Source organism: Alicyclobacillus sp. SO9 (assembly GCF_016406125.1).
In the GTDB taxonomy this organism is placed as follows: Bacteria; Bacillota; Bacilli; order Alicyclobacillales; family Alicyclobacillaceae; genus SO9.
In genome coordinates this window covers 4,779,333-4,802,988 of sequence record NZ_CP066339.1, presented here as the reverse complement: position 1 = coordinate 4,802,988, position 23,656 = coordinate 4,779,333, and the positions used below count along the sequence as shown (strand labels likewise).

Sequence of the window (23,656 nt, the reverse complement as noted above, 5' to 3'; positions counted from 1 at the left end):
GGAGGTTACGGCTGATGAGCAGCGTTGTAGAGGAGTCTATGATTAGAGATATCGGGTTGGCTGAGGAAGGAAATCGCAAGATAGACTGGGTTGCAGCCCATATGCCTTTGCTGAACCAAGTGCGAGAACAGTTTCAAAAGGACCAGCCCTTCGCGGGGAAGAAGGTCGCTATTTGTCTCCACTTGGAAGCGAAAACTGCATACTTGGCACTGACTATTCAGGCTGGAGGCGCAGAGGTAGCTGTTGCTGCCAGTAATCCCTTGTCTACTCAGGACGATGTGGTTGCCGGGTTGGTCAGTCGGGGTGTGAAAGCTTTTGCTTGGCATGGAGCGACAGACGAGGAGTATCATCAACATCTGAACCAACTATTGGATTTCCATCCTGATGCCATCATTGATGACGGTGGAGATTTGGTCTCCACTATTCACAGTCAACGGCCGGACCAACTCAAAGAGATTCTCGGCGGTTGTGAAGAGACGACTACTGGTATTCTTCGCCTTCGTGCCATGGATAAGGAAGGAACCCTGAAATTCCCGATGATGGCAGTGAACGACGCTTACTGCAAATACCTGTTTGACAATCGTTATGGCACTGGGCAGTCTGTCTGGGACGGAATTATGAGAACTACCAATTTGGTTGTAGCAGGGAAAACCGCTGTGGTTGCAGGTTATGGTTGGTGCGGCAAGGGCGTTGCTATGCGTGCCAAAGGATTGGGAGCGAACGTCGTTGTGACCGAAGTCGATCCCATTAAAGCACTGGAAGCTGTCATGGACGGCTTTCGCGTCATGCCCATGAATGAAGCTGCCAAAGAAGGCGATTTTTTCGTTACGGTTACAGGTAACCGCGACTGTATTACAAAGAGTGATTTTGAAGTAATGAAAGACGGTGCGGTGATGGCTAATGCCGGGCACTTTGATGTCGAAATCTCCAAACCAGACTTAAAGGACGCCAGCACCGGAGTCCGAACTGTACGAAAAAATGTAGAAGAATTTCAACTTCACGATGGCAGAAAAGTGTACTTGTTGGCTGAAGGCAGGTTGGTGAACCTGGCTTCAGGAGACGGACATCCCGTTGAGGTAATGGACATGACTTTTGCACTGCAGGCCCTTGGCCTGCGGGACATCGTGAGCGGACACTACAGCCCGGGTCTGCATACTTTGCCTAAGGAGATTGATCTTCAGGTAGCGCGGATGCGCTTGGAGGCGTGGGGCATTCAGACTGACGAGTTGAGTGAGAGGCAGCTTAAATACCTCGCAAGCTGGCAACCCGAGTAAGTCTGAAGTCTGCAGAGCTTTCCTTTTGCAACGCGCTGTTGGGAGGTGTAAGAGGATGGCTCCGTTAATTGGAATTACGGCATCGAGATTCCAGATTCCAAGTAAAGTATCGGCACCGAACCTGCTGGGTGTTTCCTCCGTAGACGATTATGCACGTGCAGTTGAGGCAGCAGGTGGTATTCCAGTTGTGATTCCTTATACGGCAGAACGCCGCACTCTTGCCGCATTGGGAAGCAAACTTGACGGCGTGATTCTCGGCGGAGGAGAAGACCCGGATCCGGCCTTGTATAAGCAGAGTCCCAAGGCAGGCCTTGGGACTGTGATTGTAGAGCGTGACGAATTGGAACTGCAATTAGTCAATGATATGGTGACCCACGGCAAGCCGATATTCGGGATCTGCAGGGGTATTCAATTGCTAAATGTCGCATTTGGCGGAAGTCTGTGGCAGGACCTGCGACTGCATTGGCCCGGCAAAATCCTTCATCAACAACGCGGCGCAAGGAACTATTTGAGCCACAAACTTCGGATTCAAGAGGGAAGTCGGGTCTCTGCGGCCATGGGTGGCATTCGCAACTGGCGCTGCAACTCGTTTCACCACCAGGCAGTGGATAAGGTAGCACCCGAGTTGAGAGCGGTCGCGTGGGATGATGAGGGCCTCATCGAAGCCGTTGAACACCCAGAATACCCTTTCGTAGTAGGCGTGCAGTGGCATCCGGAAAACTTATGGAAAGAGCACAAGGAAGCCTTCGGCTTGTTTGAAGCATTCGTTCATGCAGCCGCTGCGGCTGGAGGGCAATCGGTCTAGAGTAGATGTGAGGCGCGTCTCATAGGGATCCGAAAGAGCATTATTCAGCAAGGACTAAAGAAATAGTGACGATTGGGATCCCTAAAGGACTCGCATCTTAGTTGTTTATGTCGCGAAAGATCGCTATTTGCCAACGCCTGCGCCGACCGTATGGCAATAGTGCGAGATGGGATCCTTATTGCGGTCATGTTCGCCAAATAGTGCGAGATGGGATCCTTATTGCGATCACGTTCGCCAAATAGTGCGAGATACGATCACTATCTTCCGCCCACCCGCGCTGCCCACCCGCGCTGCCCACCCGCGCTGCCCACCCGCATTGCCACCCAGCCCACATTAGCCCCCTTTCCCTTACGAACATTGTCCCCTAAACCCGAACGAGTCGGCATTTCCCTTCATGCGTCAAACGACACCGGTCTTCGCGAATTCACAGTTCATTGCGCTGTAAGACTGGTTATGAGGACGCAGGAAGGAGGGGTTAGCATGGCACAGGTTACACCGCTTTCTCGTCACTTGCAGCTGCAGTTACAGGTGGGAACGCAAAGTGATGGTACGCCGAAAATCGGGAATCACAACTACACCCATGTGCTGCCGTCTGCATCAGACGATGATGTGTTGGCTGTTGGACAAGCTTTGGCAGGGCTCTTCAACGATCCGTTGGTTCAAGTTACCCGGGTCGATGAAACCGCCTTGGCCGCAACATCGTCCACTACCGCTTAAGTTTGGTCTGTGGGATGTTTCAATGAGTAAGGTCCTTGCGGTCCTTGCAGGAGCGGAGTCACGTAATCCATGGAAATTTCAATTCCCAGAGGTGAAAACCAATGTGGAAGTGTGAGGAGGTGAAAGTCAGTGGCGACAAAAAGTGTACTCCAGTTGCAGTTCATGACAGATGAAAACAAGAAGGTTCATCTTTCCATACCGGCTCCCAAGCAGCCGGTAGATGCCGCTGCAGTCAGTGCTGCGCTCGATTTAATTGTACAGAAAAACATCTTTGCCTTTTCACAGGGCAAGATTGCACAAAAAATCGGCGCACAGCTGGTTCAGACGGATACGACGTCTATTGCATAAGGTGTAAACAGTTGCACCACTCATCGACAGCCCAAATCATGGGGGTCTCGAGGAGCACCGAGAGCAGGTCAAGTTCAATCAGGCCTTAGGTTGATTGAGGCTGTTCTGACATGAAAATGAGGAAGCCGCTCGGCTGAGCGGCTTCCTACAGCTTGGTGTTACGCTTTTCAATCTGCTCTTGAACGAGTTTCCATAACTCTTCAGGCTTGTCTGTTTGCACATATTCCGTATCGTTTATGAGTACCGCTGGCTGGCGATAACACAGGTGGCAATACCCTAAACACTCCCACTCGGTAACCTCTATGTCCGGGTAGTTGTCTGCTACTTGGTTACATACGTGTTTGGTCCCCAGAAACAGGTTGTTTGTGCATACTTCGATTTTTGTTACGCGATTCATGGAATCCCCTGCTTTTTATTTTACACCATTTATTTGCAATCTCAGCTCTGGATTGACCTTCCTACCCTGACTTCCTGAAACGCCTATTGTGCCTGAGACCTCTGCCGCTTCCACAGCCAGACGACGAACACTGCCAGCAATCCTGCACCGGTCAGATAGGCAAGGGAGTGCTGTGCAAAGTGTAAGACAGTGTCGAGATTTTCACCAAACCAGTAGCCTACTGCCACCCATGCTGCACACCACAGTGAGACACCGACTCCAGTGTAGACGAGAAAAGGTTGAAGATCCATGTTCAGGGCTCCAGCAACGTAGGAACTGACAGAGCGAACGCCTGGCAAGAACCTTCCAGGTATGAGCAACAGGGGGCCATACCTGTCCATTAGGTCTGTTGTTCTGCGCATACTGCGCTGGTTCAAGAGCGGCATCTGGGCAATTCTGTCCAACAGGCGTGAGCCAAATTGTCTGCTCAGGTAGAAGGCTGCAATGGCCCCAATCATGTACCCAATGATGCTTACAATGAGAACGCCAAGGAACGGGAAATTTCCTTTGGCTGCGGCGATTCCGTAAAACGCCATAACGGCGTCTCCGGGAAAGGGTAAGCCGAGACCTTCCACCACAAGAGCAATTAATATCCCTGGGTATCCAATTGCCAACACACTTTCAGCCAAGTGTCCAAACCAATCGAGCATTTCAAATCGTCCTCTCCTCATCTTCCGTTTCTTCCGTTTGCATGCTCTTATCCATCTTCCATTTACATGCTCTTATCAAGGGAATTTTGCGTCACCAGGCTTGTTTAGACTTCATGCTTGTTTATATTTACGGAAAAACTTCAGTCCTCATGAACCCATTTCTGAAATCTGTGGAAACTGATATGATACGTACAACTGATGAAGATAAGGAATGGAGGTCTTGACAGTGTGGCTGATGATAAACGTCAACGGATATACTTTCGCCTCCGGAAAAGAGAAGTTTGAGGCAGCGCTCATTGACGGGAATCGCATTGCAGCAGTTGGATCCAAGGACGAGTTGATGCTGCAGTACGGCACGCAGGCTGAGACGGTCAATCTCGACGGTGCCACTGTGATTCCGGGCTTAGTCGACAGCCACGCACACCTTGCGGAAACTGGCAAGCAATTCATGCAATTAAACCTGTCTTCAGTTCGGTCCAAAGCGGAGTTGCTGAACCTCATTCGCACACATGCAGCTACCCTGCCCTCTGCAGCCTGGGTAATCGGCGGGGGCTGGGACGAAAATCGGTTTGTTGACCGAGGGCTGCCAACATTGGAGCAGTTGGATGAAGCCGCGGGCGGACGCCCGCTTCTGCTCAAACGGATTTGTCACCATGCCTATATGGCCAACACACAAGCGCTGTCACGGGCAGGACTCTCATTGTATCCTGCTGATCCGAATGACGGCAGGTACGGTCGGGACGAGTCGGGCCGGTTTAATGGAGTTGTGTATGAGAACGCATCCATCCCGATTCAAAATGCCGTCCCAAGTTGGAGTCCTGCCCAATGGAAAGACGCCCTGCGTATCGCAATGAACCAGGCGTTAGCATCGGGTCTGACCAGTGTGCATAGTGATGATACGAGATCGTTCGGAAATTTCTCCGATACTTGGCATGCCTATCGCAGTTTGATGGACACTGAGGGTCTGCGACTGGGCATTCACGAGTTGGTGGATTGGAGTTTGCTCGATGAAGCAATTTCAGCCGGTCCTGATTTGCCGCAGGAAGATGATTGGCTTGAGCTTGGTGCTGCGAAGTTGTTTGCGGACGGCGCGTTCGGAGGCAGAACTGCACTGCTTCAAGAGCCGTATACGGATTCTCCGGACTGGTACGGTACTGCCATGTATGATGACGAAGAGCTCTATCGACGGGTTCGGTACGCCCACGAGAGAGGTGTTCCAGCAGCAATTCACGCGATTGGCGATGCGGCTCTCGACATGGCACTTACTGCCATTGAGCGGGCACCGAGGATAAAGCGGCGTGATAGAATTGTTCACGCGCAAATGATTAGGCCGGATTTAGTTCAGCGCATGCGCTCTCTGGGAAGCCAGCTCGCTCTCGATATACAGCCTCGATTTGTATGCAGCGATTTTCCCTGGGTAGTGGAGAGGGTTGGTTCAGCGCGAGCTAAATCGGTGTGTGCGTGGAGAACAATGCAAGATGCAGGACTGCATTTGTGCGGCGGTTCCGACTCACCAATAGAACCCTTGCAACCGCTTTTTGGAATCCATGCGGCGGTGACGCGCAGAGATGCTTATGCGTCAGATGGCGGCTACGCCATGGAACAAGCCTACAGTCCGGAGGAGGCAATTCACCTGTTTTCTCATGGCGCTGTATTTGCAACGGGGAAAGAACAAGTTAAGGGTACGATTGCCCCTGGGAAACTGGCTGATTTTACAGTGTTAGACAGGGACATTGTTCATCCTGCCGATGTGAATGACATTCGCGACGCACAGGTATTGCATACTATCGTCGGCGGGGAGTTCGCGTACTCGCGCAACCGGCACGAGAACCAGTGGTCTACGGCTTGATGCCGCAAGAGTTTGAGACCCATTGCGATGGACTGGGGGAAAGGCACTGTGATGCAGGAATTTGAACGAATAGAGCGGTTGAGGAAACGAGTCGAAGGAACGGTCAACAAACATGTCAAGGTTGCCATCGGAGATGACGCGGCTGTTGTCGGGACGGAGCCGGATGAAGACCATGTGGTCACTACAGACACGATGGTCGAAGGGGTTCATTTTTTGCCGACTACCATGTCATGGTACGATATAGGATATAAGTGCATGGCTGCTTCAGTGAGTGACGTAGCTGCAATGGGCGGTAGACCGATAGCTGCGGTCCTTGCTTTGGCGGTCCCGGAGGAACTGGATTTTGAGCATTTGGAAATGGTATACGACGGTGTAGCAGGGCTTTGCAAAGAGTTTTCCTGCAGCCTTGCAGGCGGTGATTTAACCAGAACATCCGGTCCACTGGTATTGACGAGTACTGTTTTAGGTGCGGTGCCCAAAGACAGAGCCCTCCTGCGCAGCGGTGCACAACCAGGAGATGTCGTATTTGTCACCGGTCAGGTAGGGACGTCCGCCGCTGGCTTGGAACTACTCGTAGGTACCGCAGTGGTACCAGTGGACAGTCAACTAGAGCTAAGGCAGGCTCATCAACGCCCGCTTCCGCAAGTCACTGCTGGTCAAATTCTGCTGGATGCAGGTGCGTCTGCTTGTAACGATATCAGTGATGGACTGGCCAGCGAGGCAAATGAGATTGCAGCTATGAGCGGAGTTAGATTGCGAATCGACTCTGCACGAATTCCAATTTCACCTGCTGTGAGGGATTTCTCCAGGGCAGTCCGCAAGAATCCGCTGGACTACGCATGGTATGGAGGAGAAGATTACCAACTGATTGGAACAGCGTCTTCACGCAGCTTTGCCGTTGCACTCGCCCGCTGTGAAAGTGTGGGGGTAAAACTGACTGCCATTGGCCGGGTAGAAGCTGGTGATGGTGTCGTTGCAGAAGATGAAAATGGGACATTGAATGTTATTGAAGCAAAGGGATTCAATCACTTTTCCAAATGAGGTTAGATTATGCTGGAGGAAATGTCGGTTACAACGCGATCGGCTGTAGAGACGTTTACATTGGGTGAAAAGCTTGGTTCTTTGCTGCAACCCGGACATATTCTATTACTATCAGGGAATCTGGGGGCGGGAAAGACTACCTTCAGTAAGGGTGTTGCAGCCGGTGCCGGTGTAGCTGAAGAGGTTACGAGTCCTACATACACACTGTCTGCAGAATACGAAGGCAGAGTTCGCCTGGTTCACATGGATTTGTATCGGCTTGGCGAGGCAAGTGTCGAAGCGGGGGAACCCGGCGCCCAGAGGCCGTCGGCCGAACTCCAGGATGCGTTGGCAGATATCGGTCTTGAGGACTACCTGGAGGGCGATTGTGCGTTGATGATTGAGTGGCCCCAGGGTCTCGAAGCCATCGTTGAAGACGCGCTTACTATCCGTATTCAGCAAGCACCGCTCCCGCGGTTAGATGAACGAAGTTTCCAGTGTAAAGCTACTGGACACAGAAGCTGGGAATTGCTGGATGAGTGGGTGAAGAAATGGCTCTTTTAGTTCTGGATACAGCGACTGAGGTTTTAGCTGTTGGTCTCACTGAGACCTTACAAACCATTGATTTGCCGCAAGGTGAGCCTTCAGTTCTGTTAACCAGTACCTCAAGGGTGCCGCGTCGGCATTCAGTGCTGCTGCAGCCGATGATGTCCGGCATGTTGAAGGCCGCTAATCAGGAACCGGGTGAGTTGAGAGGTATTGTTGTTGGTGTAGGACCGGGATCGTATACGGGAGTACGCCTAGGGGTGAGTACAGCCAAAGCAATGGCATTCGCGCTGCAGATTCCCTTGTACCCCATTTCTACGTTGTTTGCTATGGCTGCCGCTGCATTGCCCGCTCCAACAGATGTCACACAACGCGTTATCAGTCTTCTTTATGCACGGAGACAACGAGCCTTCGGTGCTGTCTTTGAAAAGCAGGGGAAGACGTGGGTGCGGCTTACGGAAGACAGAGTTCAGTCGCTTGCAGAGTGGTCCGAGGAATGTGGCCGACTTGATGACACTAGAGGGGTAGGTCGTACGGTAGTTGTGCACGACTTTCGGCCCCAATACGGACTGGAAGAGCATCTGAATGACTTGCGCACCGATTCCAGCTTGAGCTTGGCCCAAATTGCTGGTCTGTTGCCTCAGGGGCTTGTACAACTGTGGGCAGATGGACAATCCCGTCCGATAACAGGGGACGACATTCACCTTGTTGAACCCGGGTATGCGCTTCCGGTTGAAGCTGAAGTCAAGTTAAAGGAGGCCAAAGTCCATGGCGATAAGTAAGGATAGTGTCCCTGCTGGTCAAGTGGAATATCGTCCGATGGCCCTAAAGGACATTGACGGCGTATTGGATGTGGAGAGACAGGCCTTTGCTACACCGTGGTCAAGGCAGGCGTTTCTGACAGAACTCGTTGACAATCAATTTGCTCACTATGTGGTTGCCGTGAGTTCGAATAGAATCATCGGGTATGCGGGTGTCTGGCTCATCGTCGATGAGGCGCATGTAACCAACATTGCGGTACATCCTGACATGCAAGGCAAACGTGTGGGCGAGGGGCTCTTGAAACAGCTTTTTGTACTGGCAGTGAGCAGGTACATTCAACGAATTACCTTGGAAGTGCGGGTGTCCAACAGCGTGGCTCAAAACCTCTACCGCAAATACGGATTTCAAGGTGTGGGTGTTCGCAAGGGATACTATACGGATAACGGAGAAGATGCCCTGATTATGTGGGCAAATGTGCCGGATATGACTGACCGAATATGAACAGATAGGTGACAACATGAAACTCTTGGGTATTGAAACAAGCTGCGATGAAACAGCAGCAGCAGTCGTTGAAGACGGCAGGAAAATCATTTCTGAAACGGTTGCCTCCCAAATCGACGTCCACGCTCAGTTTGGCGGCGTGGTGCCGGAAGTAGCGTCGAGAAAACACGTGCAGTCCATCACATATGTGATTGAGCAAACGCTGCGACAGGGCGGGGTATCCCTTCAGGAGATGGACGGCATTGCGGTCACCTGTGGTCCGGGCTTGCTGGGTTCTCTCTTGGTGGGCCTTTCCGCAGCAAAGGGGCTGTCGTTGGCAACGGGCTTGCCTTTAATTGGTGTTCACCATATTGCGGGACACGTTGCAGCGGCGTTTTTGGAAACAGAGCAGGCGCTGCCGGTACTGGCTTTGGTTGTGTCAGGCGGTCACACGGAACTCCTGAAAGTCGACGAAAACTTTGTGTTTACGAAAATGGGAGGGACTATCGACGACGCCGCTGGAGAGGCTTATGACAAGGTAGCAAGGCTGTTGGGCTTTCCGTATCCAGGCGGTCCCATGGTAGACAAGCTTGCGGTTGACGGGAATCCCGGTGCTTATCACTTTCCGAGGTCCCTGCTGGATGAGGATTCATTTCAGTTTAGCTTCAGCGGCTTGAAAACCGCTGTGTACAACGAAGTAAACAAAGTCCGACAAAAAGGCGGCGAGGCGGCGGTAGAAGACGTGAGCGCCTCATTTCAGGCTGCTGTGATAGATGTCCTGGTGCATAAGACGGTGAGGGCCGTTCAGACAACGGGGCTCCAAACGGTGATTGTTGCCGGCGGTGTCGCTGCCAACACTGGTTTGCGGACAGCACTTTATCAGGCGGGGCAAGAGCATGGGTTTAGTGTTGTCTTTCCAGACCTCTCTCACTGCTCGGACAACGCTGCCATGATTGCGGCCGCCGGGTACTATTCCTACAAGCGCGGTTTAGTCCATGATTTATCCTTGAACGCTTATGCAGTATTGCCGTTGGATAAATGGCAAAGGGTTGAAGCAGTGTTGTAAATCAGGTATACTCTCGCTTTGCGTCCTCTGTTTCGTGGATGAGGGCGTATTTGCCATGTCTGTGGCGTCCGGTCACCTCATTGTCCGCGCTTAGATGAATAGACGAACCAGATACAGCGAATATTAATTCTAATCTTCGTCTAGCAAGGTCGAAAATGACGCAAAAACGTCACAAACGCGGCAATCTGGGGGGTATAAAGGACACATGGAAAGTGTGCGCGATTTTGGTCAACAGTCCAGATATGATACACTAGATAACTGGATCGATTTTAACTTGTGAAAGGAGGCTGTATATGGGGAAGCCGTTGATAGAACTGCGTGATATTACGAAAGTCTTTGGCGGGCAGAGGCAACGTGTCTTGCAGCTTCTTGACCAAGGACTGGGTAAGGAAGAAATCCGCGAAAAAACGGGCGCTAACGTTGGCGTGAACCGGGTGTCACTGGATGTCTATGAAGGCGAATTATTTGTCATCATGGGCCTTTCGGGAAGCGGAAAGTCGACCTTGCTGCGGTGCTTGAATCGCTTGATTGAACCCACCAAGGGGTCGCTCGTGATTGAAGGGCAAGACATCATCTCCCTGGACAAAAATCAACTGCTAAAGTTTAGGCAGCAAAAAACCGCCATGGTTTTTCAAAACTTTGCGTTGTTTCCTCACCGAACCGTTGTTGACAATGTGGCTTACGGTTTAGAAATCCAGAATGTTCCGCGCCCTGAGCGACTGAAGGTTGCTGAGGAACAATTAGCAGTAGTTGGCTTGGAAGGCTGGGGAGACCAGTACCCAGGCAATTTGAGCGGCGGTATGCAGCAGCGCGTGGGGCTTGCCAGAGCGCTCGCAAACGACCCTGACATTCTGCTGATGGACGAAGCCTTTAGTGCTCTCGATCCACTGATTCGCGACGATATGCAGAATGAGCTCTTAAACTTACAGCAGAAACTGAAGAAGACCATCGTCTTTATTACACATGACCTGAATGAGGCGCTAAAACTTGGCGATCGCATTGCTTTAATGAAAGATGGAGCAGTGGTCCAGATTGGTACTCCGGAAGAAATCATTACACAGCCCGCGAACGACTACGTAAAAAGATTTGTCCAGGGCGTTGATGTAACGAAAGTGTTTACTGCCCAAGATGTAATGAAGCGACCTTCACCGCTGGTTCGTCTCAAGGACGGCCCGAGTGTTGCACTTCGGACATTGCGCGATGCTGGATTATCCAGTGCTTTTGTAGTGGATAAGGGTGGAACCCTTTCTGGCGTCATTCTAGCAGACGATTTAGTGCAGGCTGTCAAGAATAAGGTTCCTAGCGTCGGGCAGTGTGAGCTGCACGAAGCGGCCAGCGTTCCATTGGATACAACCTTGGATGACTTGGTACCGTCTGTCGTACAGTCTCGCTTCCCTGTTGCCGTGGTGGACGAAGAGAACAACCTCAAGGGACTCATATTCAAGAGCGCAATCCTTGAGGCGATGGCAAATGAGGGAGGTGAAGCCGATGCAGACAGTGTTGCCGAAGATACCGCTAGCCCATTGGGTTAATGCCTTCGTGACGTGGCTGTCCAGTTTTTTGGAACCTGTTACAGGTTTCATCGCTCATGTCCTCCGTGTCGCCATGAATGGAATGGTTGCAGGGCTTGAATGGGTTCCGTGGTGGCTTCTGATTGTGATTGTGTGTGCACTGGCGTATTACGCTGGAAAATGGAAAATGGCGATTTGGACTGCCATTGGCTTGTTACTCATTTACGACCTGCAGTTATGGAACCATATGATTATCACGATTGTTCTGGTCATCATGTCCGCATTAATCTCTGTTATTATTGGCTTGCCTCTTGGTATTTGGAGTGCAAGAAGTGACAAGGTGTACGCTGTGCTGGCACCGATTTTAGACCTGATGCAGACGATGCCTTCCTTCGTGTATTTGGTTCCTGTACTGATTTTCTTCAACATTGGGAAGGTTCCAGCGATTTTTGCGACAGTAATATTCGCAATGCCCCCTGCGATTCGCTTGACGCGCCTCGGCATCTTACAAGTGCCTGCAGATTTGGTTGAAGCCGCACGAGCTTTTGGCACAGCTGATAACCAACTGTTGTGGAAAGTACAAGTTCCCTTGGCTTTACCTTCAATTAAAGCAGGTATTAACCAGACCGTCATGCTGTCTCTGTCCATGGTTGTTATCGCTGCCATGATTGGTGCCGGCGGCTTAGGTGCGGACGTATTAAACGCGCTGGAAACCATTAACGTCGGACAGGGATTTGAAGCAGGCTTAAGTATTGTTATCATCGCCATTATTTTGGATAGAATCTCCCAGAATTTTGGTAATGCACGCAGGAAACGCGCGTAACAGTCGAGTCTTGGCTCACAGCACCTACACAGCTCAGCTCACCTGTGGTGAGAGACAGGGCTGATTTACCATGGGCTGGAGCATGAGACACATGGACTGTACGCCGTGTAGATAGATAGTTTCCTGAAAGATATTTCTGAGGAGGGGAAAATTTTGATGAAAAAATGGCAGAAAACCGGTGCATTTGTTTCCGCGATTGCCTTTGCAGGAGTAGCCTTGGCAGGGTGCGGTACAGCCAATAACACAGCGACCAGCAACTCGGGCGGTGCTACGACTGGAGCAGGAAACACAACGACGGGCAGTAGTAAGTCGGTTAATAAGAACATTACCATTGGTTATGTAAACTGGTCGGAAGACGTCGCTACCACCTTTTTGTGGAAAAACTTGTTGACGAAAAAGGGATACAACGTCACAGTGAAAGAGTTGAATGCTGGACCGCTGTTTGTGGGGCTGTCCAAGCAGGGCGGTCTCGACGTCTTCTTTGATACCTGGTTGCCACACACGCACAAAGCTTATATGGATAAATACGGTAAAAGTTTGACCAGCTTGGGCAAGTGGTATCAAGGCAAGACCAAAATTGGCTTGGTGGTACCGCAATATGTGTACAATAAGGGCATTACGTCCATTTCTGACTTGAACAAGAACGCAAGCAAGTTCAACAATCAGATTATCGGTATCGGACCGGGTGCTGGCGAAATGCAGACCCTGAAGGGCCCCGTTAAGAAGGCTTACAATCTGAAGCTGAATATTGTTGACGGCAGTTCTGCCGCAATGATTTCCTCGCTGAAGAAAGCAGAAAATGCACATAAGGACGTCGTAGTGACGTTGTGGAGTCCACACTGGGCATTTGCTAAATGGAAACTGAAGTACTTGAAGGATCCAAAGGGCAAGTTTGGCCAGCCCGGCTGGATTCAAACAGAAGCAAATAAACAGTGGGTCAAAGGGCACCCCACAATGACCAAGTATCTGAAGAACTTCAAGTTGACACCCATGCAATTGGGCAAATTGGAAGAGTCGATCAACAAGAATGGTAAAACAAAAGGCGTTCAGGACTGGATTAACAACAACAAGAGCCTGGTCGACGGCTGGTTTAAGTAATTCCGAAAATGTAGTTTGAAGCTAAGTACATTCAACATTTTGGGATTATGGGTTATATTGGAGTGCTCTACTGCGCACTTAAGCAAGTGTGGCGCAGCAGAGCACTTTCTGTTTTGATAAGGAGCATCACTTCTGTCTCCGATTCTGCCTGTCCAACTCTGTCAATCGCTCCAACTCCTCTGCACCTTGTTCCCAGGCTGTCAGCAACTCTTCATGCTGCTGCTCCAGTGAAGACAGCTGTTGCTGGAATTGTTGAAGACTGTCTACGTCCGCTGACATGGAGGCAGTAACGAGCTGGCCTGAGACATCTGCCAGGGATTGCTCCACTTCCGAAATTTTTCTCTCCAGTATTTCTACTGTCTCTCTTGCCTTGCGCAGGTCTGCCGAGCGGACACTGGTGTTGTCAACGTGCAGAACACCGCGTTGGCTCTTCGCCGTCGAATCCGATTCTGCAAAAGACTGCGTTGACTCTGTGCGACTTGTCCCCTTGTCGTTCGTGTCACTGTCCCACTGCTCTTCGTCTTGGCGTTTGTGAATATATTCCGTGTAGTTGCCGAGATAGAGTTTTATTCCGTCTTCGTCGATGTGCAAAACATGCGTTGCCAATGCATCCATGAAGTACCTGTCGTGTGAGACAAAAATGAGTGTGCCATCGTATTCACTGAGTGCGTCTTCCAAGACTTCTTTTGCCAACAAGTCCAAGTGGTTGGTAGGTTCATCCATCACCAGAACATTAGGTTGTGAAAGCATAAGGCGGCACAATGCGACACGACTGCGTTCTCCACCGCTCAACGCGGAAACCGGTTTTTCGACGTCTTCACCGCGAAACAGAAATCGGCCCAAAGCTGTTCGCACTGTGGTCAAGTTAAGTTGCGGAAACTCATCGTAAATCTGCTCCAATACAGTCTTCGACGCATCCAATGTTTCCTGCTCCTGCTCGTAATACCCCAGGTCTACTTTGGTTCCCCATCGCACATGTCCGGAAACAGGCACTTGTCTGCCAACCAATGTTTTCAGCAGTGTCGTTTTACCGATACCATTTGGCCCTACGATTGCCAATCGGTCACCGCGGCGCACAAGCAAATTGACGGGATTGCCTAGCGCTATTCCGTTATACCCGGCTGACAGATTCTCTACAGACAGAACGTCTCGTCCCGATGTGCGATGAGATGCAAAGTGCAGAGCAAGCTTGTCCACGGACGCATCAGGCTTTTCCAGTCGTTCCATTTTTTCCAGCATCTTTCTTCGGCTCTGTGCGCGTTTGGTCGTAGATGCTCTAACCAGGTTCTTCTGAACAAACTCCTCCATTTTCGCAATCTTTTGTTGCTGAGCTTCGAAGTGCTTCGTCTCTAGTTCCACAATCTCTGCTTTTTGCTCTACGTAGTCTGTATAGTTTCCGTTGAAGCGCTGCGTCTTGCCATCCCGCAACTCGTAAACCCCCGTCGCAATGGCATCTAGAAAATACCTGTCGTGTGAAACCAGCAAAATGGCTCCCTCGTATGTCTTCAGATAACTTTCCAGCCAGACCAGCGTCTTTGTATCAAGGTAATTGGTGGGCTCGTCCAAAATCAGTAAATCCGGTTCTTGGGCCAAAAGCTTTGCCAGTGAAAGGCGTGTCTTCTGACCCCCGCTTAATGACTTGACGCCAGAGTTCCATATTTCAGAGGCGAACCCAAGACCTTTGAGTACTCTGCGGACTTTGGCTTCGACGGCGTATCCGTCAGCGTCAGTGAACTGCTGTCGCAGTTTGTCGTAGGAAGCAGCAATCTGCTCAAATCGCTGTGTATTGCTGTAAACGTCCGGATTAGCCATTTGTAGTTCCAAGTCGTTCAATTGCTTCTCCATTTTTATAATGGTTTCAAACGTCTGTGCAGTAAATTCGTAGACAGATAAATCGTTATCGGCTTCCACAAACTGTGCAACGTAGCCGATACCGGTACTGCGCTGAACACTCACAGTGCCTTTGTCAGGCTGTTCTTCTCCAACAATGATGCGAAGCATCGTCGATTTGCCTGTACCGTTTTGACCGAGAAGTGCAATACGTTCCTTGTCTTGTACGACTATATTTCCATCGGTCAGAACGACATGCCCGTCATATTGTTTTTCAATGTGGCTCGCTTGCAAAAGAATCATCGTATGTCCTCCAGAGTGTTCTCTGTCGTTCTGAGTGCATTTGTATTTCTGAACTCAGGTCATTTACAGCTCGCTTATGCAAGTTTTTCTATACTTTTATCTTAACCGGGATGAGGACTTAATGCACCAAAGCGACATCTATTACAGCAACTGGGGAATATTTGCGCTACAATAAACGGTAAAACAAAACAATAAACTCGAAACGAAAGGCTGAGTGTCTGGTGACTGGCAAGAAGAAGCCAAGCGTTTCAGAAGATAATCTGGGTCAAAGTGCAAATGGACGGGCGAAGGACAATTCGACTGCAAGCTTGGCTCAGCAGAAAAGGGTACTTCGCAAGCAGTTTTTAGCTGCCAGGTCAGAGTTGAGCAAACAGTATCAGGGTCAACTCGGATTGCAAATTTGCCATCACGTAGAGACGTGGCTCTTTGAGCACAACACGAAGACGACTCCAATTCGAACGGTAGCACTTTATGCCGCTATGGGTGACGAGGTTGACCTTCAGCCGCTAGCGCAGTCTTTGCGGGCAAGGGGCATTGTAACCGCTTATCCAAAATGCTACTCACAGCGGAACATGTCATTTTACAATGTCAATTCTCTAGAGGAACTCACGCCAAGCAGTTTTGGCGTCCCTGAACCGCCTGGTCATGAGTCCCGTTATGTGGACGAACAAAGCATCGATGTCATGTTGATTCCGGGACTTGCTTATACTCTTGACGGTCTTAGACTGGGCTATGGAGGCGGATTTTACGATAAATTTCTGTCTCATAGTGGACGGGCGTATACTCGAATTGGGATTGCTTACGACCGTCAACTTACCGCTCGGCTTCCCTGCGGCCCGCTCGACGAGAGAGTGTCGTATTTGGCCACAGAGAAAGGAGTCCGGTCGTGTACGTAGAAGGACTGGTGCTGGCAGGGGGTGCCAGCAGGCGGATGGGAAAAGACAAACTTGCTCTGCCTGTGAGCAGGGGTGCATCCGCGTCGATTTTACAGCACGTGATGAACGTGGTGCGGGAAGTTGCAGGGCATGTCTCTGTGTTGGTGCCGCCTGATTTTGATGTGGACCGAGACCGTGATATGTGGTTGGACGTGTTGCGTCCTGCCCCTCGGTCTGTGGAAGTCTCAATGGTGCCTGATTTACACCAATTTCGCGGTCCTCTTCAGGCAATGGCGGCTGCCTGGCCAAATGGTAGTGAAACAAAACTTGTGGTTGTTGCCGCGGGCGATTTGCCTGGACTGAGCGTTGATGTATTAAAAGCGTGTCTGGCTAGGTTTCATGAGTTGGAGGCACTGGCGGACACAGATTCAACCGTTCCGGACGGTGTTTTGATTAGGCGCAAGGGCATTGCACAACCTCTTCTCGGTCTTTATCAATCAGCAGCGGGGCAGCGGTTGCAGGAACTGGTGAGCGGCGGGGAACAACGATTGATGCGTGCACTTCAGCACTTACAGTTAGACTTGGTGGACTCTGATGCAAACGGCTGGCCTGACTGGTGGACGAGACCCGTTCATACACCTGACGACTATCAACATTGGCTTAATGATGCTTAGGCACAGGAATGTCACAAACGACTAAAAGGCAACCAGGAGGGATTTCGGTGAAACGAGAAGTGCGTGTAGAAGATGCTGTGGGAATGCGGCTCGCACATGATATGACTCGGATTGTTCCAGGTGAATTTAAAGGCGCCGCTTTTAAGCTGGGTCACATCGTTCAGGAAGAAGACATCCCGCTGCTCTTGGACATGGGCAAACGCCACATTTACGTTTTGGATTTGGACGAGACAGAACTCCATGAGAATGACGGTGCAGTTCAGATGGCAGATGCCATTGCAGGCAGCGGTGTGGTTCAGACAGATGTTCATGAAGGCAAAGTGATTTTAAAGAGTCGTCAAGCCGGGATGGTTTGGTTTGACGAAGAAAAGCTGTTTGAGATGAATCAGGTCAAGGATATTTCCATCGCCGTTCGCCCGTTGTATTCTCACGTGGATGCTGGTACCTCAGTGGCAGGTCTTAGGCCCATTCCCCTCGTGATTGAGCGGGAGAAGATCAATCAAGTCGTAGCAACCGCCAAGCAACCGCTCAAACATCCAAACGGCCGCACGGCGGCAGGTGCTATCGACGTCATCCCGTATCTGCCTCAGAAGATTGCCGTCGTGAGTACAGGAAGTGAAATTGCCACCGGCCGTATTAAGGACAGCTTCGGTCCGGCGCTGACCAACAAATTCACCAAGTTTGGTCTCGAGATAAGTGAGCAAACTTTCCCAGGCGACGAATTTGATGTGATTGTGTCCGACATTGAGCAGGCCGTTAAAAATGGCGCAACCATCGTCTGTGTCACAGGCGGGATGTCCGTCGATCCCGATGATCGCTCTCCCGGCGCCATCACGAAAGCTGCCGATGAAGTTGTGAGCTACGGTGCTCCTGTGCTGCCAGGCTCAATGACGATGCTGGCGTATAAGGGAGAAACCGTTATTTTTGGTCTGCCGGGTGCTGTCATGCATGACAAGAAAACGACCCTGGATTTGTTGCTTCCGCGTGTTTTGGCAGGTATCAAGCTTACAAAGGCGGATATTGCCCGGATGGGTGCAGGAGGCTGGCTTAATGTCTAGGCCTGCCGTTGTTTCGGTCATTGGATTAAAGAATTCCGGCAAGACACGTCTGGTGAGACAGATGCTTAGCTTGTGGACGGCTCAAGGACTCTCCGTCGGCGTTGTCAAACATGATGGTCATGCTGTTCGAGAGGAGACTGCTGCGTGGCAGAAACACGGCAGTGACACACAGTTGTTCGCAGAAGCTGGAGCCGCATATACACTGCTTGCAGGCGGCGGACAATCCCTCTTATACAACGCAAACAGCGGTGAGACAGAGGACATCAACAAGCTGTTGGCTGCGCTCCAGCAGGCTTCAGCTGCGGGCAGTCGTCCGCTGGATGCCGTTATCGTTGAAGGCTTTAAACACAGTTTATTGCCAAAAATTGCAGTGATTAGAACAGCAGACCAAGTGAACTGGCTGAAGCACGACAAGCCTCCTTTACTGGAAGCAGTTGTTATGTCCGAAAGTGTGATGCATCTTGCCCATGACACATGGCGGGTGTATCATGAAGGAGATACAAATTTGCTGTGTCGACGTTTTCTAACACCTGACGGGGGTGAATAATATGTTTCAAAACTTGGGCTGGTCTGGTTTAGTCCTCATACTGGTTGCGTTATTACTCGTTTTTGGTCCTAGTAAATTGCCCGAGATTGGAAAAGCTTTTGGGAAGTCTCTGCGAGAGTTTAAAGGTGCTACGCAGGGCCTTGTGGACGACGTGAAAGAAGCTGCAGATGTGAATCAGACATCTACGGAAGCCAGTCAAGCATCGACGGAGGCATCAGCTCAACAAGCGCATCAATCTAGCGTGAAGCCCATTGAGTTGAAGAAGACAAAAGAGGAAAAAACGTCGTAAATATCTTCACAGTTGAATTCTGACAGGTTGCCCTGTTGCAGCAATGTGGGACAGCCCTTTTGTGCCGGAGGTCTTCATGCTTGATAAAATGAGTTTAGTGGGTCATCTGACAGACTTGCGCAAGCGTCTCATTTACGTGGTGATCACGTTCGTGGTGATGTTCGCCGCAAGTCTTATTTTTGTGAATAAAATTTACTCTTACTTAGTGAGTCCTGTACGGCATGAACACCTGAAACTGATGGTCGTATCTCCGGGTGAAGTGATTACCGTATATTTTATGGTGGCCGGCTTTGTAACCGTAGGTCTCTCTTTGCCGGTAGTTCTCTATCACTTGTGGAAGTTTGTCTCCCCGGGGTTGACTTTGGCCGAACGGCGCTATGTTCGAAGGCTGCTTCCGGCCATGATGATGATGTTTGTCCTTGGCGTGCTGTTCGCGTGGTATTTCATTTTCCCGACCATTTTCTACTTCCTCGTCCATCTGAGTCAGATGCACTTTAACGTGCAGCTTCGCGCTGATCACTACTTCGGCTTTTTGGTTAACATCTGCTTGCCCTTTGGGTTCATATTTGAACTGCCCATTGTGGTAATTTTCTTAACCATGATTGATGTCATTCGGCCGCGATTGATGCGGAAAATGCGTCGATATGCCTACATGGTTATTATTATCCTAGGCGTCTTTATCAGTCCGCCGGAACTCGTGTCTCATTTGAGTGTTGTTACCCCAATGATTTTGCTTTACGAAATCAGTATTTTACTGTCTGCTGTGGTAAGTCGAAGGAAGCGTCGGCAGCGGGAAAAAGAGGAAGCAAAGGAGCGGGAAGAAACATCGTCTTCTGAGCATGACGAATAGGCGCGCAGTACTCATTGTTCAAGCAGTAGTCATTTTGTTTTTGGCTTTGGACACTTTACGTTCACGGTATTGACCCGGCACGGTTTGGACATGCACTATAAAAAATTTGCTGCAGGTTCTTGCAAACCGAGTCTACAGTGATTATCATATGTATTGGTGTTAGCACTCGCGTAGGTCGAGTGCTAACAAGGTCCCAGAAGGACATGGAATTTACGACTATTGAGGAGGGTTTTGACATGCTGAAACCATTGGCCGACAGGGTTGTAATACGCCTTGTGCAAAAGGAAGAAAAAACTGCCAGCGGCATTGTGCTGCCTGACAGCGCCAAAGAAAAGCCGCAAGAAGGCGAAGTGATTGCGGCAGGCGAAGGCCGCTATGAAGATGGAAAGCGAGTTGCGCTCGATGTAAAAGTGGGCGATAAGGTCATCTTCTCCAAATACGCAGGAACTGAAGTTACCGTAGATGACGAAGATGTCCTGGTTCTTCGTGAAAGTGATATCCTCGCAATCGTGGAATAACAACCAAGTACAATCAGCCATCCAGGGCTGCAACTTTTTTCAGGCGTACTTACGCCTACATATTTAAGGGAGGTAAAAGTTCATGGCAAAAGAAATGAAGTTCCGTGAAGACGCACGTCGTGCAATGCTGCGCGGTGTAGATGCTCTGGCAGACGCCGTGAAGGTCACCCTCGGCCCCAAGGGTCGCAATGTGGTGTTGGAGAAAAAATTTGGTTCACCTCTTATCACCAATGACGGTGTAACCATTGCGAAAGAAATTGAACTGGAAGATGCTTTCGAAAACATGGGTGCTCAACTGGTGAAGGAAGTTGCAACCAAAACCAACGATGTAGCTGGTGACGGAACGACAACCGCTACCGTATTGGCACAAGCTATGATTACCGAGGGCCTGAAGAACGTTGCTGCTGGTGCGAACCCAATGGTTCTGCGCAAGGGAATTGAGAAAGCAGTGAGCGCTGCAGTCGGTGAAATTGCTAAGATTGCAAAAACGGTTGAGGGACGCTCAAACATCGCTCAAGTTGCAGGAATTTCCGCAGGTGATGACGAGATTGGCAACCTGATTGCTGACGCAATGGAGAAAGTCGGCAAAGACGGCGTCATCACTGTTGAAGAGTCTAAAGGATTCAACACCGAACTCGATGTTGTTGAAGGTATGCAGTTTGACCGGGGTTATATCTCACCTTATATGGTTACTGACAACGACAAGATGGAAGCCCTCCTGGAAGACCCCTATATCCTCATCACGGACAAGAAGATTGGTAACATCCAGGAAGTGCTGCCTGTTCTGGAACGCGTTGTTCAAGCAGGGAAACCGCTCGTTATTGTTGCCGAGGACGTCGAAGGCGAAGCACTTGCAACCTTGGTTGTCAACAAGCTGCGCGGTACCTTCACTGCAGTCGCCGTTAAGGCTCCCGGATTCGGCGACCGCCGCAAAGCCATGCTGCAGGACATTGCAGTATTAACAGGTGGAGAGGTTATCAGTGAAGAACTGGGTCTCGAACTGAAGAATACGACCATGGAGCAACTCGGCCGTGCACACCAGGTCCGCATCGACAAAGAAAACACCATTATTGTTGACGGCTCAGGTGACCAAGCTGAGATTGAAGCTCGAGTGGGTCAAATCAAACATCAGATTGAAGAGACCACATCGGACTTCGATAGAGAGAAACTGCAGGAACGCTTGGCGAAAATGGCTGGCGGTGTTGCAGTCATCAAAGTCGGCGCAGCTACAGAGACCGAATTGAAAGAAAAGAAACTCCGCATCGAGGACGCATTGAACGCAACGCGCGCTGCAGTTGAAGAGGGTATTGTCGCTGGCGGCGGTACTTCACTCATCAACGCGCTGAAGGCACTTGACAGCGTTGATGTCACAGGCGATGAAGAGACTGGTTTGAATCTGGTTCGGAAGGCTCTCGAAGCACCTGTACGCCAGATTGCCAATAACTCTGGTGTCGAAGGTTCAATCATTGTGGAACGATTGAAGAAAGAAGCAGTCGGCGTTGGCTACAATGCAGCAACAGGTGAATGGGTAGACATGATTGGTGCCGGTGTAGTTGACCCTGCGAAAGTCACTCGCTCAGCTCTGCAAAATGCAGCCAGTGTGGCAGCCATGTTCCTGACCACGGAAGCTGTCATTGCTGACAAACCAGAGCCGGATAAGGGCGGCGCTGCCGGAGCAGGTATGGACGGCATGGGCGGCATGGGCGGCATGATGTAAGTCAGCCGTCAGCATGGGATCTATCCCGCACTACCTACGTCCCGTTGGACGTTGACATAAATGGTTTTGGTTTTGAGGGAACCGCCCCGCATGTTCAGAAATGAACTGCGGGGCGATTCCCTTTTGTGTAGCTAAGCTTTGGTTGTTCTGGAAGACCAAATAAGTCTAAGCGCGTTAAAAGCACAGACGACGAAGACAATTTTGCGAAGAATTCTTGGGAAAATTCTCGAAGGTCAAGGTTTTCGGTGAGTTATGGGAGGAAAATGACCGAATTCGTCGAAACGTGTACGAGATGAGGCTGTGTTTTCCCCAACACAGCCCGCCAAACGGCCTCACTACGACTGTATCAAAACACTAAAGAGGTGAATCTCGTCCGTGGCGCTTAAAGGTGCTTTAGTTATGTTGTCCTCTGTCTCTCTTACCGCGGGCATGCTTTTGTCATCCGTTGCCTATGCAAACTCGTTGACGCAAGCCGAACACAAATCGCAGACACTGAAGAACCAAAAACAACAGACAAAGAAGAAGATTCAGGTTTTGACATCTCGCGCAGCTTCGTTGCAGAGTCAAATTCAGACGCTACAAGTCCAGTTATCCAACTTACAACAGCAAATCAGCCAGAATCAAGCAGACATTGATAAACGTACGAAACAAATTGCGCAATTAAAAGATGAAATTACTACGACACAAACCAAACTTCAGACACAGTATGGCATTTTGCAATCACGTCTGAAAATCATGTATGAAGACGGACACGCATCGTATTTGGCGGTTCTTTTTTCATCCACCAGTTTTTCAGAAATGCTCAGCAGGTTCGAACTTTTGACAAGCATTGCAGCAGAAGACAAGAAAATAGTCAAACAGATTCAAAAGACAAAGAAAGACCTGTCTAACAAAAACAAAGAGTTGGAAACGCAACAGACGATTCAGAAACGCGTCTATGCGGCACTTCTGACCAAGCGTTCCGAACAGAAGCAAAAGCAGCAGCAGCAGGCATATCTGTTAAAACAGGTTAACAGTGCAAAACTTGCGGCACAAGCAGATCTGAAGCAAGAGAGCGAAGCTTTGTCATCACTTGCCTCCAAAATTGCCCACTTAAAGGCTGCTGCCCGCGCCTATCACGGCAGTGCCACAGGCTGGACATGGCCAGTCCCGACCGTACATCGTATTAGCTCACCATACGGCTGGAGGATGCTGTGGGGGCACAAAGACTTCCACCCTGGCGTAGACATTCCCGGCGCATCTGGCGGAGAACAAGTTGTTGCCGCCACATCTGGACAAGTTCTGTACGCTGGACCGGCTTCTGGTTATGGTCATTGGATTGTCGTTGAATCCGCCGGCAATTTGATGGAGATCTACGGGCATATTGTTGGGCTTGATGTTCACGCTGGCGAAATTGTTCACACAGGAGAACCATTAGCCACTATTGGAGCGGGAATTCAAGGTCTGTCGACCGGACCGCATCTGCATTTCCAAGTTGGCCGGGGCGGTGTGACAAGCAGTCAGTCTACAAATCCCCTGCAGTTCGTCCATCCATAATCTTTTAAACAGATGGAAAGTATTGGAATTCCAAGTAGAATTCAGTAGAGAAACCGGTAAGGACTTTGCCCGCT

At 50.3% G+C, this 23,656-nt stretch carries 25 protein-coding genes; 22 read left to right on the top strand and 3 right to left on the bottom strand.

What is annotated here, in order from left to right; genetic code table 11:
• Positions 1-11 precede the first annotated feature (11 nt).
• From GI364_RS22410 to GI364_RS22395, 4 genes are all read left to right on the top strand, one after another.
• Positions 12-1,274: an adenosylhomocysteinase gene (locus tag GI364_RS22410; protein ID WP_198854163.1), complete on the top strand. Its 1,263-nt coding sequence runs from the start codon at positions 12-14 to the stop codon at positions 1,272-1,274.
• Positions 1,275-1,329: 55 nt separating this feature from the next.
• On the top strand, positions 1,330-2,079 hold the full coding sequence (locus GI364_RS22405) for a gamma-glutamyl-gamma-aminobutyrate hydrolase family protein (protein ID WP_198851386.1): 750 nt from the start codon (positions 1,330-1,332) through the stop codon (positions 2,077-2,079).
• Between the two features lie 480 nt (positions 2,080-2,559).
• Positions 2,560-2,796 carry a DUF1659 domain-containing protein gene (locus tag GI364_RS22400; protein ID WP_198851385.1) on the top strand — a complete coding sequence of 79 codons (237 nt, stop codon included), beginning with the start codon at positions 2,560-2,562 and terminating at the stop codon, positions 2,794-2,796.
• Between the two features lie 129 nt (positions 2,797-2,925).
• Positions 2,926-3,144, top strand: a complete 219-nt coding sequence (locus tag GI364_RS22395; RefSeq protein WP_198851384.1) for a DUF2922 domain-containing protein — start codon at positions 2,926-2,928, stop codon at positions 3,142-3,144.
• Between the two features lie 145 nt (positions 3,145-3,289).
• Here the strand turns inward: GI364_RS22395 and GI364_RS22390 are convergent, their stop codons facing one another.
• Positions 3,290-3,541, bottom strand: a complete 252-nt coding sequence (locus tag GI364_RS22390) for a DUF1450 domain-containing protein (protein WP_198851383.1) — start codon at positions 3,539-3,541, stop codon at positions 3,290-3,292.
• 83 nt (positions 3,542-3,624) lie between these two features.
• A complete protein-coding gene (locus tag GI364_RS22385) occupies positions 3,625-4,251 on the bottom strand; it encodes a DedA family protein (RefSeq protein WP_198851382.1) in 627 nt (208 codons plus the stop codon).
• A 214-nt stretch (positions 4,252-4,465) separates the two neighbouring features.
• Between GI364_RS22385 and GI364_RS22380 the strand changes: the two genes are divergently transcribed.
• From GI364_RS22380 to GI364_RS22340, 9 genes are all read left to right on the top strand, one after another.
• Entirely contained in the window at positions 4,466-6,079 is a 1,614-nt protein-coding gene (locus tag GI364_RS22380) for an amidohydrolase (RefSeq protein ID WP_233096210.1), read from the top strand.
• Positions 6,080-6,130: 51 nt separating this feature from the next.
• The gene (gene thiL, locus GI364_RS22375) at positions 6,131-7,120 is read left to right on the top strand and encodes a thiamine-phosphate kinase (protein WP_233096209.1); all 990 of its coding nucleotides are present in this window, start codon (positions 6,131-6,133) and stop codon (positions 7,118-7,120) included.
• A 9-nt stretch (positions 7,121-7,129) separates the two neighbouring features.
• Positions 7,130-7,663, top strand: a complete 534-nt coding sequence (gene tsaE, locus GI364_RS22370) for a tRNA (adenosine(37)-N6)-threonylcarbamoyltransferase complex ATPase subunit type 1 TsaE (RefSeq protein ID WP_198851379.1) — start codon at positions 7,130-7,132, stop codon at positions 7,661-7,663.
• Positions 7,651-8,427: a tRNA (adenosine(37)-N6)-threonylcarbamoyltransferase complex dimerization subunit type 1 TsaB gene (gene tsaB / locus GI364_RS22365; protein WP_198851378.1), complete on the top strand. Its 777-nt coding sequence runs from the start codon at positions 7,651-7,653 to the stop codon at positions 8,425-8,427. Before tsaE ends, tsaB begins: the two co-directional genes overlap by 13 nt.
• Positions 8,414-8,908: a ribosomal protein S18-alanine N-acetyltransferase gene (rimI, locus tag GI364_RS22360; RefSeq protein WP_198851377.1), complete on the top strand. Its 495-nt coding sequence runs from the start codon at positions 8,414-8,416 to the stop codon at positions 8,906-8,908. The genes tsaB and rimI overlap by 14 nt, the downstream gene beginning before the upstream one ends.
• A gap of 16 nt (positions 8,909-8,924) precedes the next feature.
• The gene (gene tsaD, locus GI364_RS22355; protein WP_198851376.1) at positions 8,925-9,953 is read left to right on the top strand and encodes a tRNA (adenosine(37)-N6)-threonylcarbamoyltransferase complex transferase subunit TsaD; all 1,029 of its coding nucleotides are present in this window, start codon (positions 8,925-8,927) and stop codon (positions 9,951-9,953) included.
• A 293-nt stretch (positions 9,954-10,246) separates the two neighbouring features.
• Positions 10,247-11,485: a quaternary amine ABC transporter ATP-binding protein gene (locus GI364_RS22350; protein WP_198851375.1), complete on the top strand. Its 1,239-nt coding sequence runs from the start codon at positions 10,247-10,249 to the stop codon at positions 11,483-11,485.
• The gene (locus GI364_RS22345) at positions 11,442-12,287 is read left to right on the top strand and encodes an ABC transporter permease (protein WP_198851374.1); all 846 of its coding nucleotides are present in this window, start codon (positions 11,442-11,444) and stop codon (positions 12,285-12,287) included. The genes GI364_RS22350 and GI364_RS22345 overlap by 44 nt, the downstream gene beginning before the upstream one ends.
• Positions 12,288-12,443: 156 nt before the next feature.
• Positions 12,444-13,385, top strand: coding sequence for a glycine betaine ABC transporter substrate-binding protein (locus GI364_RS22340; protein WP_233095915.1), 942 nt, complete (start codon positions 12,444-12,446; stop codon positions 13,383-13,385).
• Between the two features lie 126 nt (positions 13,386-13,511).
• Here GI364_RS22340 and GI364_RS22335 read toward each other — a convergent pair whose 3' ends face one another.
• The gene (locus GI364_RS22335) at positions 13,512-15,518 is read right to left on the bottom strand and encodes an ABC-F family ATP-binding cassette domain-containing protein (protein ID WP_198851372.1); all 2,007 of its coding nucleotides are present in this window, start codon (positions 15,516-15,518) and stop codon (positions 13,512-13,514) included.
• Positions 15,519-15,739: 221 nt separating this feature from the next.
• On the opposite strand from GI364_RS22335, the gene GI364_RS22330 reads away from it, so the two are divergent.
• From GI364_RS22330 to GI364_RS22290, 9 genes are all read left to right on the top strand, one after another.
• A complete protein-coding gene (locus GI364_RS22330; protein ID WP_198851371.1) occupies positions 15,740-16,414 on the top strand; it encodes a 5-formyltetrahydrofolate cyclo-ligase in 675 nt (224 codons plus the stop codon).
• On the top strand, positions 16,405-17,067 hold the full coding sequence (locus GI364_RS22325; protein WP_198851370.1) for a molybdenum cofactor guanylyltransferase: 663 nt from the start codon (positions 16,405-16,407) through the stop codon (positions 17,065-17,067). Before GI364_RS22330 ends, GI364_RS22325 begins: the two co-directional genes overlap by 10 nt.
• A 47-nt stretch (positions 17,068-17,114) precedes the next feature.
• Positions 17,115-18,125, top strand: coding sequence for a molybdopterin-binding protein (locus GI364_RS22320; RefSeq protein WP_233095914.1), 1,011 nt, complete (start codon positions 17,115-17,117; stop codon positions 18,123-18,125).
• Positions 18,118-18,672 carry a molybdopterin-guanine dinucleotide biosynthesis protein B gene (gene mobB / locus GI364_RS22315; protein WP_198851368.1) on the top strand — a complete coding sequence of 185 codons (555 nt, stop codon included), beginning with the start codon at positions 18,118-18,120 and terminating at the stop codon, positions 18,670-18,672. The genes GI364_RS22320 and mobB overlap by 8 nt, the downstream gene beginning before the upstream one ends.
• Position 18,673: 1 nt before the next feature.
• The gene (tatA, locus tag GI364_RS22310; protein WP_198851367.1) at positions 18,674-18,961 is read left to right on the top strand and encodes a twin-arginine translocase TatA/TatE family subunit; all 288 of its coding nucleotides are present in this window, start codon (positions 18,674-18,676) and stop codon (positions 18,959-18,961) included.
• A 76-nt stretch (positions 18,962-19,037) separates the two neighbouring features.
• Positions 19,038-19,811: a twin-arginine translocase subunit TatC gene (tatC, locus tag GI364_RS22305; RefSeq protein WP_198851366.1), complete on the top strand. Its 774-nt coding sequence runs from the start codon at positions 19,038-19,040 to the stop codon at positions 19,809-19,811.
• Positions 19,812-20,047: 236 nt separating this feature from the next.
• A complete protein-coding gene (gene groES, locus GI364_RS22300; RefSeq protein WP_198851365.1) occupies positions 20,048-20,329 on the top strand; it encodes a co-chaperone GroES in 282 nt (93 codons plus the stop codon).
• An 82-nt stretch (positions 20,330-20,411) separates the two neighbouring features.
• Positions 20,412-22,046 (top strand): chaperonin GroEL, encoded by a 1,635-nt coding sequence (gene groL, locus GI364_RS22295; protein ID WP_198851364.1) that lies wholly within the window; start codon positions 20,412-20,414, stop codon positions 22,044-22,046.
• A 375-nt stretch (positions 22,047-22,421) separates the two neighbouring features.
• The gene (locus GI364_RS22290; RefSeq protein WP_198851363.1) at positions 22,422-23,582 is read left to right on the top strand and encodes a murein hydrolase activator EnvC family protein; all 1,161 of its coding nucleotides are present in this window, start codon (positions 22,422-22,424) and stop codon (positions 23,580-23,582) included.
• The last annotated feature ends 74 nt before the right edge of the window (positions 23,583-23,656 follow it).